Source organism: Brevibacillus sp. FIR094, from assembly GCF_050477165.1.
Classification (GTDB): Bacteria; Bacillota; Bacilli; order Brevibacillales; family Brevibacillaceae; genus Brevibacillus.
Window position 1 is genome coordinate 1 of sequence record NZ_JBEAES010000049.1, and the last position, 17,813, is coordinate 17,813.

Annotated in this window: 12 protein-coding genes; 5 read left to right on the forward strand and 7 right to left on the reverse strand. The window is 46.5% G+C overall.

Annotated features, from left to right (window positions below; genetic code table 11):
- Positions 1-105 precede the first annotated feature (105 nt).
- Positions 106-867 carry an IclR family transcriptional regulator gene (locus tag ACQ5DJ_RS27295; RefSeq protein WP_429845176.1) on the reverse strand — a complete coding sequence of 254 codons (762 nt, stop codon included), beginning with the start codon at positions 865-867 and terminating at the stop codon, positions 106-108.
- Positions 868-1,068: 201 nt separating this feature from the next.
- On the opposite strand from ACQ5DJ_RS27295, the gene ACQ5DJ_RS27300 reads away from it, so the two are divergent.
- The 5 genes from ACQ5DJ_RS27300 to ACQ5DJ_RS27320 are packed head-to-tail and all read left to right on the forward strand — an operon-like array spanning position 1,069 to position 6,082.
- Positions 1,069-2,187: an ABC transporter substrate-binding protein gene (locus ACQ5DJ_RS27300; protein WP_429845177.1), complete on the forward strand. Its 1,119-nt coding sequence runs from the start codon at positions 1,069-1,071 to the stop codon at positions 2,185-2,187.
- An 8-nt stretch (positions 2,188-2,195) separates the two neighbouring features.
- On the forward strand, positions 2,196-3,290 hold the full coding sequence (locus tag ACQ5DJ_RS27305) for an ABC transporter ATP-binding protein (RefSeq protein ID WP_429845178.1): 1,095 nt from the start codon (positions 2,196-2,198) through the stop codon (positions 3,288-3,290).
- A 3-nt stretch (positions 3,291-3,293) separates the two neighbouring features.
- Positions 3,294-4,136 (forward strand): ABC transporter permease, encoded by an 843-nt coding sequence (locus ACQ5DJ_RS27310; protein WP_429845179.1) that lies wholly within the window; start codon positions 3,294-3,296, stop codon positions 4,134-4,136.
- Positions 4,133-4,933, forward strand: coding sequence for an ABC transporter permease (locus tag ACQ5DJ_RS27315; RefSeq protein ID WP_429845180.1), 801 nt, complete (start codon positions 4,133-4,135; stop codon positions 4,931-4,933). Before ACQ5DJ_RS27310 ends, ACQ5DJ_RS27315 begins: the two co-directional genes overlap by 4 nt.
- A gap of 12 nt (positions 4,934-4,945) precedes the next feature.
- On the forward strand, positions 4,946-6,082 hold the full coding sequence (locus tag ACQ5DJ_RS27320) for a M20 family metallopeptidase (protein ID WP_429845181.1): 1,137 nt from the start codon (positions 4,946-4,948) through the stop codon (positions 6,080-6,082).
- A 92-nt stretch (positions 6,083-6,174) separates the two neighbouring features.
- On the opposite strand, the gene ACQ5DJ_RS27325 is transcribed toward ACQ5DJ_RS27320, so the two are convergent.
- The 6 genes from ACQ5DJ_RS27325 to ACQ5DJ_RS27350 all read right to left on the reverse strand — a co-directional run bounded on the left by ACQ5DJ_RS27325 (position 6,175) and on the right by ACQ5DJ_RS27350 (position 17,810).
- Positions 6,175-6,462: a hypothetical protein gene (locus tag ACQ5DJ_RS27325; RefSeq protein WP_429845200.1), complete on the reverse strand. Its 288-nt coding sequence runs from the start codon at positions 6,460-6,462 to the stop codon at positions 6,175-6,177.
- 167 nt (positions 6,463-6,629) lie between these two features.
- Positions 6,630-6,983 (reverse strand): hypothetical protein, encoded by a 354-nt coding sequence (locus ACQ5DJ_RS27330; protein ID WP_429845182.1) that lies wholly within the window; start codon positions 6,981-6,983, stop codon positions 6,630-6,632.
- An 86-nt stretch (positions 6,984-7,069) separates the two neighbouring features.
- Complete coding sequence (locus ACQ5DJ_RS27335) at positions 7,070-9,505, reverse strand: hypothetical protein (protein ID WP_429845183.1); 2,436 nt, start codon at positions 9,503-9,505, stop codon at positions 7,070-7,072.
- Positions 9,505-11,991 (reverse strand): discoidin domain-containing protein, encoded by a 2,487-nt coding sequence (locus ACQ5DJ_RS27340; protein ID WP_429845184.1) that lies wholly within the window; start codon positions 11,989-11,991, stop codon positions 9,505-9,507. The genes ACQ5DJ_RS27335 and ACQ5DJ_RS27340 overlap by 1 nt, the downstream gene beginning before the upstream one ends.
- 20 nt (positions 11,992-12,011) lie before the next feature.
- Complete coding sequence (locus tag ACQ5DJ_RS27345; RefSeq protein WP_429845185.1) at positions 12,012-13,160, reverse strand: hypothetical protein; 1,149 nt, start codon at positions 13,158-13,160, stop codon at positions 12,012-12,014.
- A gap of 12 nt (positions 13,161-13,172) precedes the next feature.
- Positions 13,173-17,810 (reverse strand): hypothetical protein, encoded by a 4,638-nt coding sequence (locus tag ACQ5DJ_RS27350; protein ID WP_429845186.1) that lies wholly within the window; start codon positions 17,808-17,810, stop codon positions 13,173-13,175.
- Positions 17,811-17,813: the final 3 nt, after the last annotated feature.

Below are 17,813 nucleotides of genomic sequence, written 5' to 3' on the forward strand. Positions count from 1 at the left end.
TTCATCGGTAAACCGTAGGGGTTTTTCCAATGTCTACTTTAAGGGGTGCACTTCACAGAGCAGACTGATGAACAGGAGGTTTTTTCATGGCAACTCAAGCTAACTTCAAGACATTCGATACCCTAACTGAGAAGACATCGCACGTACCGTCGCGAGCGTTTCTTGTAAAATCTCTTCTTTTTTCGGCATCACGCGGTCAGAGGGACCGATGACACTGACGGATGCAGTTACGTGTCCAGTCGAATCGAAAATCGGGGCAGCGATTCCGGTCACGCCTGTATTACGTCGATTCGAGCTGATTTCATAGCCTCGCTCACGGATCGTCACCAAGTCCTCTTTGATTTGCTCGACTGACGTGTACGAATGAGGCGTGTAGCTTTTCAGCGGATGTTCCTGCAATATCTCGTCCTGAAACTCCTCCGGCTGATAGGCGAGCAAAACTCTGGCAGCGGAGGTAGAGTAAAGGGGAAAACGCCGGAAGGATTCTACGGTAAAGCGAACAGGATGAAGCGAATCCTCTTTGGCTACATAAATGGCGTCCTTGGAATCTTGTACACATAAGACTGCCAATTCGTTTGTCCGTGAGACAAGCTGGTCTAAGAACGGTTTGGAAAAATCAACGATATCGTGATTCGTGAGCACCTTAGTGCCCAGCTCCAAAAGCGTGTAGCCAAGCGTATACTGCTTGGTTTTTTCATTTTGGCGGATAAAGCCTTCAGACTCCAGCGTGGACAGGAGCTTGTGAACGGCTCCCTTGGACAGCTGTAGCTTTTTACTGAGCTCCGTTACCCCGAGTTCCTTTGGCGAATCGAGAAATATTTTTAACAGCCGACAGCCATTTCGAACAGAAGACAATACTTGGTCCATACAAACGTCTCCTTTGCTTACATTAGCCTTATTTTACGTGTAAGAAACACTGCTGACAATCTCGCAATTCGGGCAATGATGATGCTATTACGACTACCTTGAATAGTCAGTTTCTTTATGCTAGTATAACATTATCGTTCTCGAATAGGAAACGTCGTTCTCTATTTGTGAACAATACAGACAATCGGGGGTCGAACTTACATGAAGAAAAAGGCATTATCCGTCTTGTCCATTTTCGCTTTGACTGGTTCCTTGCTGGCTGGATGTGGCTCCTCCGCGCCGCAAACATCTGCTCCTGCACCGGCTGCTGGCAACAATAGCGGCAGCGAAGCACAAGTTCAGCTGGAAGACACTCTCGTAGTAGCAGGAAACGGCGCGACCGTTGAAAAGATGATGAAGGATGAAGTCTTCAAGAAGTTTAACGAGAAATATCCGAATGTAAAACTGACGTATGTTTCCGGGGTTTCTACGGACATCGTAGCGAAGGTTAAAGCACAGAAAAATGCTCCGCAAATCGATCTGACCATCATTGAGGGCGGCGAGCAAGAGAAGGGTCGTCAAGAAGGTTTGTGGGAAGCCGTATCTGCAACAGATATCCCGAACATGAAAAACGTACCGGAAGATTTGCATGTGACGGAGGATAGTGGTGTAGTCGTAAACTTTACGCCGATGGGGATTTCCTACAATACGGACCTGGTAAAAGAAAAAGGCTTGCCTGTACCGAAGTCCTGGAATGACCTGGCTAAGCCAGAAGTAAAAGGCTACATCACGATGACAGACGTAGCGAGCAACTTCGGACGCTCTGCGATGATCATGCTGGCATACGCAAATGGCGGGTCCGAGAAAAATATGGAACAGGGCTTCAAACAAATGGAAACGATTGCAGGATACATGCCGACCTTTGCGAAGAGTGCAGCACAGCTTCAGCAAAACCTGCAAAACAAGAGCGCAGCGTACACCACTTGGACAATGGCGCGTAGCTTGACACAAAAAGAAGCAGGCGTACCATTGGAGTTCGTTTTCCCTGAAGAGGGCGGAAACATCGTACCGAACGTAGCTACGCTGGTAAAAGGTTCGAAGAGTCCAAAAGCCGCTAAAGCATTCGTCGACTTCCTTTTGACAGATGAAATTCAAACGATGTATGCAACGAAGCTGTACTACAACCCGGCAACATCTGTGAAGCTGCCAGACGATGTAGCGAAAACATTGGAATTTGATCGTACAAAGGTTGTCAACTTCGACTATAGCGTAGTGAGCAAGGAAACATCTGCTTGGCTGGATCGCTTTAACAAAGAAATCGCACCTAAAACAGGAAAGTAGGTATTCACGTGACCAAGGTGATTGACGTTGAACTGCGCGGCATCATGAAAAAATTTCAAAGCAATGTCGTGGTTCAAAACTTCAACCTGCAGGTGGAGCAAGGCGAATTCATCTCGTTCCTCGGCCCATCTGGTTGCGGTAAGACCACGACCTTGAATATGATTGCCGGTTTTTTGGACCCGGATGGCGGAGACCTCTTGATCAAGGGGCAGCGAATGAATGGCGTGCCTCCGTACAAACGGGAACTGGGAATGGTGTTTCAGACGTACTCGCTGTTCCCGCATATGACTGTGGCGGAAAACATCGCCTACGGCTTGAAATTACGCAAAGTGAGCAAGCAAGAAATGCAAGAGCGTGTGAATCGTGTACTTGGGCTGGTCAAGCTGCCAAACGTAGCAGACCGCTACCCGAAACAGCTCTCTGGCGGACAACGTCAGCGGATTGCGATTGCACGGGCGCTTGTTATTGAGCCGTCGCTCCTGCTTTTGGATGAGCCGCTCAGTAACTTGGATGCCAAACTTCGTGAAGAGCTACGCGATGAGTTAAAGCGCTTACATCAGGAAATCGGCGTTACGACTATTTTCGTTACACATGACCAAGAAGAGGCGCTAGCGCTCTCTGATCGCATCGTGGTCATGAATCACGGATTCGTGGAGCAAATCGGTACACCGCTGGAGATTTACAATCAGCCCGCATCTGAATTCGTACATACCTTCATCGGTAAGACGAACCGTTTGGAAGGGGAAGTCATCGGAATTGACGGGGATGTACTCACGCTGCGGACGACTGGTGGAATGCTCGTGAAGGCGGCAAAGCAACAGCGAACAGTGGCACTCCATGAAAAAGTGATCATTTTTATCCGACCAGAGAAAATCAAGCTGACCGATACAGCCGTCAGTGAGGAAGCAAATCGGGTAAAAGGACATTTACAGCTTGCCTCCTTCCTGGGTTCGTACACTGAATGTGAGATCAAGGTCGGGGAGCATACGCTTTCGGTAAAAGTCCAAATGACCGATAGTTCGGTAGACCGCCAAGAAGGTCAAACGGTTTACTGTCAATGGAACGCGGACGACGTACTGGTCATGCCCGCAGGAAGGGGATGACGGATGAGCAAGCGTCTCTCGGTTACATTGTTGACAGCACCTGCGATGATTTTGCTGCTTGGTGTATTCATCCTCCCGATGCTGATGATGCTTTTGCTCAGCTTTCAGGATGAGAATCAGGCGTTCTCTTTTCACAATTATTCTTTATTTGTACAAGATCCGTACTACTTGGAGATTCTGTGGCGGACAATTCGCGTGAGTCTCTGGACAGTACTAGCGTGCCTCTTACTTGGATTTCCTGTAGCGATGTACATGGCGCAGGCTACAGGGAAAATGCGTGGAATCGTCACGATGCTGATTCTGGCCCCTCACCTCATCAGTGTTGTTATTCGCAACTTCGGTTGGGTAGTGGTATTGGGGGAAAAAGGGTGGATCAATGAAACATTGATGAGTCTGGGGTTGATCGATCAACCATTGCGGCTGTTGTACAACGAGCTGGGTATTGTGATCGGTCTAACGGATTCCTTTATTGCCTACATGGTTCTGGCGATTGCAACCAGCTTGTATGCCATCGATCCGTCCCTGAATAAGGCGGCATCGATTTTGGGGGCTTCCCGTGCACGTACGTTCTTCAGTGTGACATTGCCCTTGTGTTTGCCGGGGATGATTGCTGGTACGACACTGGTGTTCAGCTTGTCGATGAGTGCTTTTGTAACACCTGCCTTGATGGGTGGAACGTCCGTGAAGGTCTTGCCTGTCATCGCCTATGAGCAAATCATGGCGACACTGAACTGGCCTTTGGGTGCGGCACTTGCCTTCCTGCTTCTGGGCAGCACGATTCTATTGGTGACTTTGTATACGAAGCTGATTGAAACCAAGCGGTATAAAGAGGTGTTTGCGTCATGAAAAAAATAAACGTACTCGGACTCATCACGTTTTTTGTACTTGTTTTGGTCAATCTGCCGTTTCTAGTCATCATCCCGAGCTCCTTTACCGCAGCAGGATATCTCGGATTTCCGCCCGAAGGGTTTTCGTGGCAGTGGTATGAGATGATTTTGGATCGACCGGAGTTCATCGATTCGCTGTTGTTCAGTCTTAAGCTAGCTACGGTAACGGCTATTTTGGCGACTCTCTTAGGGACATTGGCTGCATTCGCGCTGTCCAAATACAAGTTTCGTGGGAGTGGCATCATCAACGCACTGATGCTTTCACCGCTCACCGTTCCTTCGCTCATTATCGGGATTTCCGCGTTGCTGTTTTTCACGCGAATCGGTATCGCGGGGACGTTTACGGGGCTTTTGCTAGCACACATGCTGATCTCGATTCCGTATGTCGTAAGGCTGGTGCTCACAGGGCTTAGCTCGTTCGATTATACGTTGGAAAAAGCGGGATACATGCTGGGTGCCCATCCGTTTCGGGTGTTCTGGGATATTACGTTGCCACTGTTGCGTCCGGCCATTGCGTCGGGGATGATCTTTTCGTTCTTGACGTCGTTTGACAATGTGACGGTTTCCTTATTCTTGGTGGCACCGGATACGACGACGCTGCCACTCGCGATTTTCACCTATATGCAGGAAACACTTGACCCGTTGGTGGCTTCGATTTCCTCGGTGGTCATCTTGCTAAGTCTGGTGTTCATCGTCTTGTTGGAAAAAGTATACGGACTAGATCGCCTGTTCGGACTCAATTCACAATCTCACTAAGGAAGAGGCACTATGTCAATCCACACTTATGTACAAGAGAATATGTCCCACTATCTACAGCTACTCGAAGAGGCAGTCAACATGGACTCGCCCTCTCGTGACAAACAGCTTGGCGACCGCATGGCGGGCTGGTTCGCTCTGCAGTTTCAACGGCTGACAGGGGGAGTAGCAGAGCTGATCCCGAATAAGACGTATGGCGATCAGGTGCGTTGTACGCTGGGCAACGGTGAAAAGCAAATCCTCATCATCGGCCACTACGATACCGTATGGCTAGAAGGAGAGGCGGCTCGCCGACCATTTGCGATCCGGGATGAGAAAGCGTACGGGCCGGGCGTATACGATATGAAAGCGGGCGTTTTGCAAGCAATGTTTGCGATGCGGGCATTGGTAAAGCTGGATCGCCTGCCTGCAGATAAAAAAATTGTGTTATTGCTAAGCAGTGACGAGGAGATCGGCAGCCCGACTTCTCGCCAGCTGGTAGAAGAAGCAGCAGCGCGTTCAGTGGCAAGCTTTGTGTTGGAGCCGCCAACCGAACCGAGCGGTGCACTCAAAACATGGCGGAAGGGAAGCGCCTATTTTACCGTGACAGTCAGCGGTATTTCCTCACACGCTGGCGTCGATCATCAAAAAGGTGTCTCTGCTATTGAAGAGCTGGCGAGACAGGTGCAATTTCTGCATGCCTTGACCGATTATGAGAAAGGAACGACCGTCAACGTGGGCGTCATTAAGGGCGGGATTGGCTCCAATGTCGTAGCCGACTCGGCAGAAGCAGAAGTAGATGTGAGATTTATCTCGATGGAAGAGGCATTACGAATTGAGAAGGTAATGAGTGAACTCACGCCAGTGCTCGTCGGTACAAACATCAGCGTAAAGGGAGGCATTCGCCGACCGCCGATGGAGCGCACCGAAGAGACAGGCAAATTATTTTCCCTTGCACAATCGATTAGCATCAATGAACTAGGGATGGCTTTGGAAGAGTCGGGTACAGGTGGAGTCAGCGATGGCAACTTCGCTGCTGCTTGCGGAGTCCCGACACTGGATGGACTTGGTGTAAAGGGTGGCTACGCCCACTCGCCGGATGAATGGATCGAACTGGGAGAAATATCGACGCGTGCTACTTTGTTGGCGCGGTTAATAGAAGAAGTTTAGAGAGAGTTAGAGAAAAAGAAGAAGCACCTGCCCTGATGCGAAAGAGATTGCATTGGGGCAGGTGCTTTTGGTTTTGTGTGAGGAAGAAGAGGTTATTGCTTCGGGGATGTATTCAGCTTTTTCACAAAGCTATTAAGATAGTTCGCTCCGCGGCTGGTGAGGATACCAGCCAGCACGGCAGAAACGTAGTAGCCGCTGCCCTCAAGACCAAAGGGGTTGACTTGAAAAGCGAGGGAGAGCGAAATGCCAATGAGGATGGAGAGGAGGTAAGTGGAACGGTCTTTTAGTACGGGGAAGGCGTTCTTTAAAATTTCGGTTACGGCTTCGATCAAGATCGCCATAAAAGTTAGCAAACTCAAGCTGTGGATGAATGGGTCCATGTCAATCAAAGGTTGTTCCTCCTTTTGCTAGTAAAGCGGGGCATACATCGGGGAAAACATCCGGCCGTCATTCATTTGGAAGGGGGTTAATTCGCGAGGCGAGATTTCGCCCCAAGGAAGGTAAGTGTCACCCTCGTGGATGACGCCTTGAGCTAAATCGGCAACCTCTAGGAAATCCTCGCTTGCATATACGTTTTGAGTTCGGTCTCTAGCTCTTTGACACGGTACTCTAGGTGTTGTCTTTCTACTACCAGCGTCGTGTATTTATCTCGCCACTCCTGCACGATGGTTTCAAGCTCCATGCAACGGTTTCGCCAAACATGGAGTTCTTCCCGAAGCTTGTCCATTTCCTGACGAAGCTCCTGGCGAATTTGCTGGTTTTCCTGCGAGATTTGTTGCCTGTCTGTAATCATCAACTCTTTCTTGTTGTTGTGGCGAGCGACCAGATAAGTGACGATTGCCGTCAGCACACTGGATACTACCAAAGGGAGAGTGGAAGAGTTGAGTAGTGTTTGGATCATCCGTTTATTCACCCGCTTTCTCTTGTGAGGTCTATATATAGAGTAGACAGTTTGGGGAAATTCTCACGGTGTTTTGAGTGAAAATGCTACCACAACTGCTTGATTTGGAAGTAAGAATAGGTGGGGGTGGCTTCTATGACACCATTGGCAAAAAAGGAGTAGCCGAAAAGCTCTACATAGTCGCCGGGTTGAAGTTGGACAATGCTTGAGCCGTTTAAGCACCAGGCATGATTGGAGTAGGAAACGATGCTGTTGAGTACTTTATGGAGTTGACCATTGATACGGACTTCTAGATGCAGTCCATTTGGTGAAGTAGTTGGGCTTTTGATGCGTGCCGAGCCAACAATTAAGTAGTTACCCGGTGTCTTTGCGATAAAACGATTTAGGGTTATATCGAATTCTTGCAGTTCGTCGTGGGTCGGTGTATTGAAAGTAATTTTGGTGAAGGTGTCAGGGGTAGTTAAGGTTTGATCGGCGGACATGGTGGCGGTTAGGTTGGTTCCTGTTTTGGCTGGGGTGAGCAATAGGTTGGAGCTGGTAAGAGTGTAACCAGAGATGGCAGGGGATTTCACGGAGCCAGAAGGCGAGGTAATGACTGCTTTTACCCGTAAATCTGCATAAAGAGGGTTTTTAAAGGAATGTTTGCGTCCGAGGACTGCTGATTCCCATGTCGAGCCGCCGTCGTTGGACAGGTACCAGTCTATTGAGCCTTCTTGAAGGGTTTGGTCAGCGGTAAGCGAGGCATGGGCAATGGGAGATACGGAAGGGAGCTTGGTGCTTACAAAATCTTGGATGACCTCCCCTGTAAGAGTACCTGTAATCACACGATACCCGTATAACTCTGGAGATAGATTTGCAGAAGGCGAGTCTAATCTGGCTCGTAAAAGTAATGAGGTGGAGGGAGTTTGGAAGGTAACCTCTTCGCCGGGAATCGCATTTATCCATGTAAGTCCGTTGTTGTTTGTTACCTCTAAAGTAACGGTAGCTTTGGATGCTCCAAAACTGTATTCGTCAATGGCTTGGTTTGTTTCGTATCTGGAAGTTAACGATAACGAACGAAGAACTCCGTTGCTATCTTTAAAGGGAAAATGTTTGCCGGCATAGGTCGAGACTGTCACAGAAGAATCGATGACGGATAAATCGGAAGCTTTGAACGTGGCGAGGTAGAATTTGTTTAGCTCTACATTTGAGGAGTACACAAAATGGTAATTTGAACCGTCAGCAACTAGTCTGGAAACCCAATTTGCGTTGATGTTTGCGATTGAAGTAGTTTGAGCAAGCGTTTCAGGGTGAAGAGAATAGAGTTTAATTGCATAGGATGTCGTTGCGCTCGTATAAATCGTTTGTATAGCAATATATTTATCTAAGACTCGGTCATACATCAGGTCAATCGAGCTGTTTTCTCCCCCAAACGTTAGTTGTATATTTCGAATCATCCGAAATGAACTGTCAAAAAGATATACTTTTAAATAACCCCCATTTATTACACCTATAGCAACTTGGTTTCTTATTGGATCATAGACTGAGCGTAAGTAAGTTGTGGAACCAGATGTTAGAATATTAAGCATATCCGTATTTAAAGAACCATTACTATTAAAAACATGAAGTCGCGTATAAGAGGCAACTGAGTGATAGACCCATACCCTATTCTGATTATCTAGAGTCATCGATGTTGCTATTACCGTTCCAGATCCTAAATAAAGGGTATACCAATCTTTGAAAGTGGTGCCATCGCTATTAACAGCACCAACTACTCCACCGAGTGATGAATTTGAAATAGAGAACCAGACACGATTGTTGTAGTCCACAACATAGTCGACCGTTTGAAAAGGAAGTGTATGGGTATTCCCCTTGAATGGCAAGATCGTTCCTTCAAACGACAGGCTGCCATCAGGATTTGTTACCCTTGCATAAATCCCTGCGCCGTTTACTAGAGCCACCTTCCAGGTACGATTCGCGCGGTCTGTAAAACCCATAGGCTGCGAAAAAACACTTCCGGAATAAGAAAAGCGAGTGGCTTCTGAGAAAGCGTATGCGCTAGGTTCGTTGGATACAGCGTTTATAGTTACTTTGTCAGTACTCGGGATGGTAATTGGCTTGGTGTAAAAAAGACCATTTTTTATCCCGGCTGTGTTCCTGATAAGACGGTTGGTTGTGTTAACAGTAACTCCCATTGAATTTGACTCGTCAAAGTAGTTCGTAGTGCTGAAGTCTTCAGTAAAATCAGGGGTAACGGTAGGAGCTACTCTTCCTCCTACAATTCCAGCTGTTGTCTTTTCGGAGTCGACAAAAGCCAATGTATTAAATTCTTCGGAGTAGGTGTTGACGACGGTACTTCTGTGCATTTCAAGTTCTTCTACTCGATTTGCAAGAGTGGGATCAGATGCTGCGATTGGGACTACACTTTCACCTGTTCCGACAAAAAGTTCGTGGGTATCGGTTGTAAAAAGAGGCTCCCCCGCTGATGCAGCGGAGGGGAGATTCGCTTTTAAACCGCGTTTTAGTTTGATTGGTAGTGTCATTAGAATGTACCTCCATCTACTTCGGTGATCGTGGAGCCACTGCTACCGCCTACCGTATCTGTATAAGTGGGGAGAGTGTCTTTGTCATACCAAATGCAACCAATGCTGTTGAGGACTGCTTTTTCACTAAGTTTGGCTCGAATGACAAGAGAATTACCTGGTAGAAAAGTGCTTAAGTCAACTAGCTGATTCAATGGAACACCAGCTGTAAACGTGGTTCCTCCATCGAGTGACAAATCAATGCTGATATTGCCCTCGTACTCTGCATCCAGCACAAGATGGGTCGGAGCCTTTGCCAATAGAATCGGTCTGGAAACCAAGACAGCATTTTTATCAGATGCTTGCAGTATTTGTACCTCAGTAACGGTCATATATGAACTTTTATTCCAGACAGTTACTTTGACTTCATTAACGAGATGGTCTAGGTTGATGGGGTAGTGCCATGAACCGTCACCATGTACTCCTTTATCGGTCTTAGAAGCGAGATTAATCCTTGGAGTAACTGCTTCCCATTTAGCCGTTGACGGATTTTTTACAAAAATTTGATGATCGCAATAATCGTGTCCGTTTTGTCCTAAACTGCCATTCATCCAAAGAATGATTTTATATATTTCTACAGGTGTTACCCATTTCATGAATAAGTCAGCACTTGTACCGCCTTGAAGCCAATAATCAGTATATCCACCTGGTGTTGCAATAGCATTATCGTCTGCGATTTTTTCAACGGCATAGGTTGGGGTCGTACTATTTGATTTGTAAGGTCTAAAACTAGTGCTATTATTATTCCAATCTCCAAGAGATGAAGCGGTTTGAACACCCAGGTCCTTCCAAATGAAAGGTACTCCAGCAGTTTTGGTAAACTTACCATTTTGGATTTGAAATGCTTCTGATTTAGATACATCGACCCCAGATAAATCTACAAATGCATCTGCATACAAATTATGCCGAACCGACGCTCCCTGATTCGCACCTTCCAAAGTACGATAAGCATTACGCAATATATTAGTAGCGGCAACAACGTCTACTAACGGTTTGGTACTGCTACGATCCCCGCCTCCCGCTTCTTTACCTGGCATCTCAACAAGCATACTATCGTCATACCAAGTAAATCCCAAAGATTTTAAACTGCCTGTAGACGGAATGTTAGCTCGTAATTGGAGGTTTGTACCTTTTAGTGAAGAGGTATCGATTAGCTTGTTTAAATCGATGTTGTTTACCCAAGTTGTTCCATCGAAGGTCAGGTCGAAGGTAACCGCGTCAGTATACTCCGCAGTAGTAATAATCTTCTTTGGAGATCGGCCAATGTTAACTGCCTTAGTCACGAGAGTAACTGCGTCAATAATTTCATAGAATTTAATCTCGTGCCAACCGGTATAAATTATCGTGTTTGCACTGCGATAACTCCGAAGCTTGGCCAGGCGGTAATAGCGGTATGCTGAGGTATTCGTAAAGCTGTGTTCTAACTCTGAACCTGTGTTTGCATGAGATCCCACGTATAAATCTGTCCAATTCGTATTGTCTTGTGAACCTTGCAGAGTAAACGTGGCAAGACCGTACTGTCCAGCCGAGATTCCAATAGCTCGTATTGTGACCTTAGTAATAATTTTGGGGACGAAAAAGTCAATTTGCCACCAATGACCTTCTGCCGGAGGAGTCGCTCCATCTGTATAATAGGAATCTGTTAAATTTCCGTTGATTCCCATCCATCCAGGGTAACCAGACGTTTCACTAGACGAGGTTACGTGATAAGGGGCAGGTTCAGTTGGACTGGACATGATGATATTTGTATCGTAAAGCCCGGATGAGACAGTACCATTTATAATGGCAAAAGAAGACGACTTTTCGATATCAACTCCTGAGGAATCGCTAAATACATCTACATACATGTTGTTTTGACGATAGGCGGGTCTGTTATGTGTTTCCGCATCACGGAAGGTATTCAGCAAAATATTGATAGGGGTCTGTAAATCAAAGGAGCTGCTCGAAGCCCCCCCATTATTTCCCCCGCCACCCCCAGAACTAATCTTCCCCTGCATATCATCCAACCGAGCTTTTAGACTGGGGAAAGTCTTCCCATCCCGATCCCGGCGTGCAGCGACCACCTCAGCGTTGGGGTTAGAGGAGACATCGCTTTGCAGCTTTAGAATGGCTTGGTCTTGCTGGGCATTCTTTTGCTCGACTTGCGAAAGACGGAGATCTTGCGTCTGATTTTTCGCTTCTGCCGCACTGACCGTTGACGATAATGTATTCAGCCGCGTTTGAAAGGTAGAAACATCACTTTTCACGGCATCAAGCTGACGATCCTGTTCATCGTCTTTGTCTTTTAGCTCACGGAATTTATCCTTTAAGCTCGGTTTATTTTCTCTGGCATCATCCAGCTCCTGGAGGTAGGAGTCGATTTCGGCATGGGTACGTTTTCCCTTGTTGGCCAACTCATTATGATCGAGGACGACTTCGGTGCCTGTTCGGGTGATTCTGACCGACATAGGTTCAGCTCCTTTTCGATTTATTTGGTATAAATGGCGGACAAATTGAGCCCGAAATGGACATGCGTCGTTTTATCAACGAGTGCTGGATCGGTTTCTCGGGAAATCCGCGTCCAGAAAACTTGTTCATTTCCTGCCGCAGTATCTGGCAGGGTGAAGGAATCGCCCCACGCGCCGGGAACACCGTTTTTGTCTGCAGCGACATCTACAAGCCGCTTGTACTGATCGGTACCTGCATAGGAGGTGAGAATCCCTTGGATACTCGTAAAAGTCCCATGGTGCATCGTATTTCGGGCGATCATTTTCACTTCTTTGTACTGGCCTTGGAGCATATGACCGAGAAACTCCTCTGTGTTGTCTTGCAGGTGAACCTCATTTCCCTCGCCATCGATAAAAAAGAGGGTGGGGGAGGGGGAAAAGTCGTATTCGTCTCCGCCCCACATTTCCATTTGGTCGCTGGAGCTAATGGTTGTTTTTCCGTCTGCCTCAATAAAACGGAGGGAACCTGTAAAAGGAATAGGATGCTGGGTCATATCAAATTGAATGGATGTTTGGCTTGTTCGACACGTTTTGGAGTCAACAGGGGCTCCTTTGGAATCGAGCAGCTCCACGCGGGTGCCGGGGGAGAGGTTTGAAACTGTGAGAGTGGGGAGGGAGAAAACGCGGACGTGTTCAATGTCCAGATAGTCGTCTGTAGCTCTGCTGTTGAGAAACATACCGATTTTGGGAGCAAGGCGATTGAATTCCTCTGAACCGATGATGTGCCAGATGGCTCCGTCCTCGGACCAATAAGCAGTGTAGGTATTGTAGTCGCGTACTAACCGCAGCCAGGGGAAGGTTTTCGCAGTGCCTTGCGATGCATCGTAATATTCTTCTACATGAAAAAAATCATTGTGGTTAATAAAAATAGTCAATCCACCTGTGCTCCCGGAAGCTTTCGGATTATATGAATTTTTCATATCGAGGACGAATTGTTTCACGGGTGTCAGTGAGTCCAAAAAGAGTTGAAGTGGCTCAGCTCCGCCTTTTAAACGGAGCGAGCCTGGTGCGTCAGTTAGCGACCACCTTGAAGAATCATTTGGTGTCATGTTCCACTTGGAATCGAGGGTAAGAGAATCGAAAGAATCCTCGAAGAGCAACCCCAATTTACGCCCAGAAACTACACTCATAGAAGTACCTCCTTACGTAAATAGCCATATTCGTTTGCCAATCACACATGCCTCAGGGCGTTGTTTCCAGATCGCGAGCAAGCATTTGATGAGTGCTTCGATGCATTTGTCGCCGCTGCCGGGATCGCAGTAGGGGGTGACCAGGACCTTGTCGCAGATCCAGTTGGTTAGTTTGATGTAGTCTACTTCGCAACCATCCCAGACCTGTCCACTGCTTTGTGCGATGAATTTCCACTTATACGTATGTTTGCCTGCTTCGACAGGGTAGTAGTGATCATAGAAGCCGCCTTGATGTGTAAAGGTATCCATTAATACGTTGTCGATATAAAATTCGAGCTTGGAGTTGAAAGGTTCAGGAATCAGTTCCCATGTCTCAATAGCTTGGAAATCCCTCATGCGGAATGTTGTTTTGTATTCTTTTCCGGTGACGGCGCTAGTTGTGCCTTTTTGTTCGGTGATGAATTCAAAGCGATAGGAAGGGGAAGGGGTAGGTAGGAGAGAAGCGAGACCAAAGGATTGCTTGCCTTCTTCCAAGAATGTTTGTGAATGTATCAAAGCCCCGTTTTGACCATACACGTTCAAATGCATCTTGCTTCCGTTGCAGCCGCCCATCCAAATAGCCGTGTTCTCGGTGACCTTGAATCCGAGGACGGTACAGGATGAATTTTCGAGAGGCTTCACATCTTCCAATTGCACATGTGCGTCCGATAGGGAAACCATGTCGTCGCATTTCGTTAAAAATCGGTAATTGACTTTGTACCTTTTTGCTTCCGGAGTATTGTTGTTTAATGCAACCTCGATTAATTGCTCGTCATCACCATCGTATTCATCCTCGGAGATCAATTCGTCGGAATCTTCATCGTAGACTCTGACACGCAATCTTGTGTCTTTACATAAACGAACAGGATCAGGGCTTTCCCATACTTCGATGGCATCTAACCAGCACCATGAGTCGGGTGGGATTACCCATTCTGTAGTAGGTTGGGTTGGAGGAGTTCCCGTATAAGGGGTTTCTTTTTTTGGGTAGTAATGTCCGTTGGAGTCGTGACAATAATCTTCCCATTTCTCTTTGAATTTTCCTTCAGACAATCGAAATGATCCGCCATTACCGTGTAATCCGCCTTTCGTTCCAGGGCCTTTTACAAGTGTATATCGGATTTGATAGGTTTTACCTGGTGGAATGACCACTTGTATAGGATGCTCCCTCTCTGCCTTATTGTAGGAGCTTACACCGTTAAAGTAGGCAGGATATGGTTTACCTATTGATTTTCCTGTGGATTTATCGATTACTTCCATTTTTACTTCTGTCGTGTCATAAATATCCTTTCCCTCGTTATCCCGTTTTGTGGTGGTTATTACTAAGTTATTGATGGCGGCAAACTGAAGATTACTATCCACCTGATCATTATCAGAGTATTCATCCTTAAAGATAAGTCGTAAATACCATTTTTTTACGTCCAATTCATTTCCAGAATTTGCCTCTTTGGTGACGAATAAAGATTTTGACCAATCAATATTTGCATAACTAAGAGAGCTACCTTCATTTTTGACAGAGTCAAATATTACCTCACCGCCACCTTCTGATTTAGCGGATAATATCATCCTAAAGGATGCTCGAGTGCCTGTATATTCTTTACCTAGCTTTGATTTATTTTTTTTATTCAGGTCTCTTACTAAAGAAGCGAAATTAAAACGCAAAGTTATAATACCGCCACCAGAAAAACTGATGACGTGTTCAACCGTGTTCCCTGGAACGATTGAATCTGTAAATAAAACGGGATATCCGTTTATCATTTTCAGATTTGAATCTAGTTTCAATCCGCTATAATCTAGATAAGTTTTTGAAGGGGTGTTATTCGGTATGCCTGTTCCCCCAAAAACTTTAAGCTTCTCGGAATAGGTATAAGAGGCAAAACTAGGAGCAGTCACTTCCCGAGTGACAATTCCGCCATTTTTTGATTGCTCATGTCCCTTATATAACATTTTTCCTGTGATACTACTAGGTAATCCACTATCGTAAAGAGAATAATCTATGTCATGATTCTTAATCCCAGCCTTGTAACATTTTTGTCCCCCTTCCTCCGGGGTAAGTTCTTCAGAGCCGTCAGTACCTCCTGAACCACTACCTCCAGATCCCGAACCAGATCCTACCTCTACCTCGATTTCTTCTAAATCCTCGTAAATCCATTTCAGGTAATGATTCCCATCAGAGAGTGGCACTTCCCGATAAAGACCTACGGCTGCTTCGTGATTTTCGTTTCCTTCCCAAATCAGTTTGTTGTTATCATATAGCTTCAACGATTCATAACGACTGTACTTTCCTCCATATTCAAAGCGGACAAAGCCAGGATTCTTCAATTTAATATCACGCAAATAAACGCGGTTTGTGGTTCCATCCTGATCTTTGACCATCAATACGCCATCATCAATATCGCCTGTGTTCGATTCAGGATGATACAGCTGGTAAATGTCTACCCATTTCCAGTTATCCCGAACATCTATGTCTCTGCTCCAACGTCCGTCACCTGAATTGAAGTCCTCTGAAAAGATACGAACGTATTTGGTTCGATCCGGGTCAAAGTCTGTTACATCAATGACAGGCTCCAGTAATACCTTCTCTGTAAAATTCAGTGAAGCTCCTGGGTTCAGTTTCACTTGGTAATCTATCTCTGCCCGATTCTCAGCAGTGGTTGCCATCTTTTTACTCCGGTTGAATTCCCAATCATTGGAGCGATCTACGGAAATATAGCTTCCGAAGCGACCACGTATTTTTTCGGAATCATCATCGTAATCAAAGTCCGTGCTCTTTTCGGCTCGAAAAGGCTCTTCAGTATAGCTGTCTGTCACTCGAAAGGTAATCGTATGAGTGCCTTTGGTAAGAGGTATCTTTGCCGATTGAATCTCTGTGGTAGAGGCTGACACAAGCATTTGCTCTCCATCAACTAGAACCTCCAGTATTTCAGAAGGGCGAAAATCACAAGCATAATCAAATTCAAACCAGCCATCGTCAAAAAGAGTAACGGTAGTGGAAGCATCGCCTGTACCTTGACGGAGGGGGTCTTCCATTACCAATGCTTGCATATTGAAATCGGGATGAGACCATCTTTTCCAAACGTTTACGCCTGAAAATGAGAAGTATGCAGTGTCTGCGTCCAGCTCAGAGATAACTTGCGGATTGTAATGATCGATCGACAGAGGGGGGCAGACTATTTCTACTTGGCCTTTTACGTCGACCGTGGTCTTATCTCCTACGTGAACAGCGTAAGTAATGTTAGCATCACCAGATTTGGTTTCAGAATGATGTTCGTAGGGATCAAGTGACCATGGAGGGCTGTGATGAGAAGAGGCGTGACTTCCGTGCAGGCCGCTACCATGCAAAACGTTTTGCTGAAAAGTGTCATCAAAAAAAGTGGTAACATCAAATTGATAGGGAGGAGATACTCTCCCCATTTTATGACTCCATGAAAAAACACCGTCACATTCGTTGTCTAGAGAAATGGAGACTTCTCTCCCATTAATATCCTCGGTCACTTCACCGTTATAGTAAGTCGTCATGATGCTCTTGCTTGATCTAGTCAGCCATTCCCATTTCGGATCGGCAAAAGCCTTATTCCCCAACGTATCCACATCCGGCGGCGTCTGCTCATCCAGACTCTGCACCACCTCAACGCACTCCACATCTTTAACATAAACCGCATTCTTCCCAAACCGCCGATCACTCATCCGCCGCACAAACCAATCAAACTTGTACGTCTGCCCCGGCTTGACGTGAAACTTTGCCTCCTGCCAGCCGCTGTTTTGATTCCATTCCCCGCCAACCTGATTATTGTTAATAAAAAACAGCAACCCATCGCCAGGAGCGGTGCTAGCCATGTACTTGAAACGAATGAAACCTTGCTTTTTAAAGCGCCATTGAAAAGTCACTTTGCTGGAGTTGCCGTGCTTGAGAGTGGTCACATCCAGCTTCATGATATTCTCGTTCCCCGTCATCTCATTGGAGCCAACAGAGTGAACCATCTTCCATTCCTGATCTTCTGTCGAGGATACGTAACGGAAAAGTCCATGAAACTTGTCCGACAGAGGGAGCGTCCGCATATCAAATGTAGGGACTTCTTTATCGATGGCATCGTAATGATTGAGATAGTAGCCGCTAAAGTGATGATAGTAAGGAGCCGGGCAGACTGGCAGCGAAACATTTTGGTGGGTTCCATTCGGCTGTTCGGCGTTTTTCAGGATTTTGTAAATGCAATCTCGTACCATGAGCAAGGCGCGCTGATAGTCGTTTTTTTGCGGATCGATTTGCTGATTGACCCACCATTCTAGGCGACGGTACATGTTCCACAGCGCTTCGCGGCAACGAACCTTGGCGTACCAATTTTTGTCCCGGACGAATTGTTCAATCATCTGATCGATCATGCTTTCGAGAGAGTCGAGATTGACCGTCTGCCAACGACCGATCTGACCTTTGCCGGGATCGCCTAGAAGCGGATTCTGATACCCAGCGTAACGATCCTCTGCGCGAGGACGATTGGGGCTGTCCGGATTGTCCGGATGATTCGGGTGGAATGCGCCCTCTACCAATGAGGAGCGCATTTTTCCGAATGTGACGTTGCCCACTGATTTAGAAAAAATGCCAAACGTATGACCCAAAAT